At 66.7% G+C, this 1,347-nt stretch carries 1 protein-coding gene; it reads left to right on the top strand.

The features are described 5' to 3' along the window. Positions 1-1,254 (top strand): IS1380 family transposase (locus tag ABD050_RS28930; protein ID WP_343893055.1); only part of this gene is annotated, 1,254 nt, incomplete at its 5' end. Positions 1,255-1,347: the final 93 nt, after the last annotated feature.

The following is a 1,347-nucleotide window of genomic DNA, read 5'->3' as shown; positions in this document are numbered from 1 at the left end:
GTTGTGCTTCTGGCGCAGGCGGAGCAGCGGCTTGGGATAGCTGAGCGGCTTGCCGCCTGCATCGCCGATCCTCGCGACCAGGCCCGCGTCGTCCATGATCTCGGCGACATTTTGCGCGCTCGCATGCTGGCGATCGCGTGCGGCTATGAGGATGCCGATGACCTCGACACGCTGCGCCACGATCCTGGCTTCAAGCTGGCGCTGGGCAAGCTGCCGGGCGGTGCGACCGGCCTGGCGAGCCAGCCGACGATGAGCCGCTGGGAGAATGCGCCGACGACGCGCGAACTGGTGCGGATGATCGGCACGCTCGTTGATCTATACTGTGCGAGCTATCCCGCGCCGCCGGTTGCGGTGACGCTCGATATCGATGAGACGGTCGATATCGTCCACGGCGGCCAGCAACTCTCCTTCTGGAACGGCCATTATGGCGAGCGCTGCTTCCTGCCGATCCACGTCTACGACACCGCGACAGGCCGCCCGGTGGCGATGCTGCTGCGCACCGGCAAGACGCCTTCGGGGGCCGAGACGGCGCACCATGTCCGCCGCCTCGTTCGCCGCATCCGCCGCCACTGGCCCGATACCCACATCACGCTGCGCGGCGATGGTCATTATGGCCGGCCCGAGATCATGGAATGGTGCGAGACGAACGGCCTCGACTATGTGTTCGGCCTGCCCGGCAACAAGGTGATCCACGCCGATCCCGTCATCATCGGCCACAGCGATGCCTGTGCCACCGATCGGGCGCTGGATGGTCTTGGCGTGCTGCGCCGCTATGCCGAGACACGTTATGCCGCCAAGTCCTGGGGATCGACCAAACGCCGGGTGGCGGCGCGGATCGAAGCCACCAGCATGGGCCTCGACATCCGCTTCGTCGTCACCTCGATCGAGGCCGGGACGCCTGAACATATCTACGACACGCTCTACTGCGCGCGCGGCCAGGCCGAAAACCTCATCAAGCTCCACAAGACGCAGTTGAAGAGCGACCGCACCTCGTGCCGGTCGGCCAACGCCAACCAGATGCGCCTCATCCTCCACACCGCCGCATACTGGCTGATGTGGAAGCTGCGTCAGGCCATGCCCACCGGCGCCGCGCTCAGAAACGCCGAGTTCGCCACCATCCGCCTCCGGCTCATCAAGGTCGCCGCCCGCGTCGTCGAAACCGCCAGCCGTATCCGCATCGCCTTCGCCAGCGCTTGCCCGGATGCCGCGCTCTATCGCGATCTCGCCCTCACGCTCCGCGCCGCCAGCCCCTGAACGGCGCGGCCGTGCCCGCCAGCAAACCACTCAGCCCAACCCCAAGCCACGCAAAACCGCGATGAAACAAACGCCACAGCCGACCGCGTCCGC

Source organism: Sphingomonas oligophenolica (genome assembly GCF_039522915.1).
GTDB classification, from domain to species: Bacteria; Pseudomonadota; Alphaproteobacteria; order Sphingomonadales; family Sphingomonadaceae; genus Sphingomonas; species Sphingomonas oligophenolica.
This window is presented reverse-complemented; position numbering and strand designations above follow the sequence as displayed.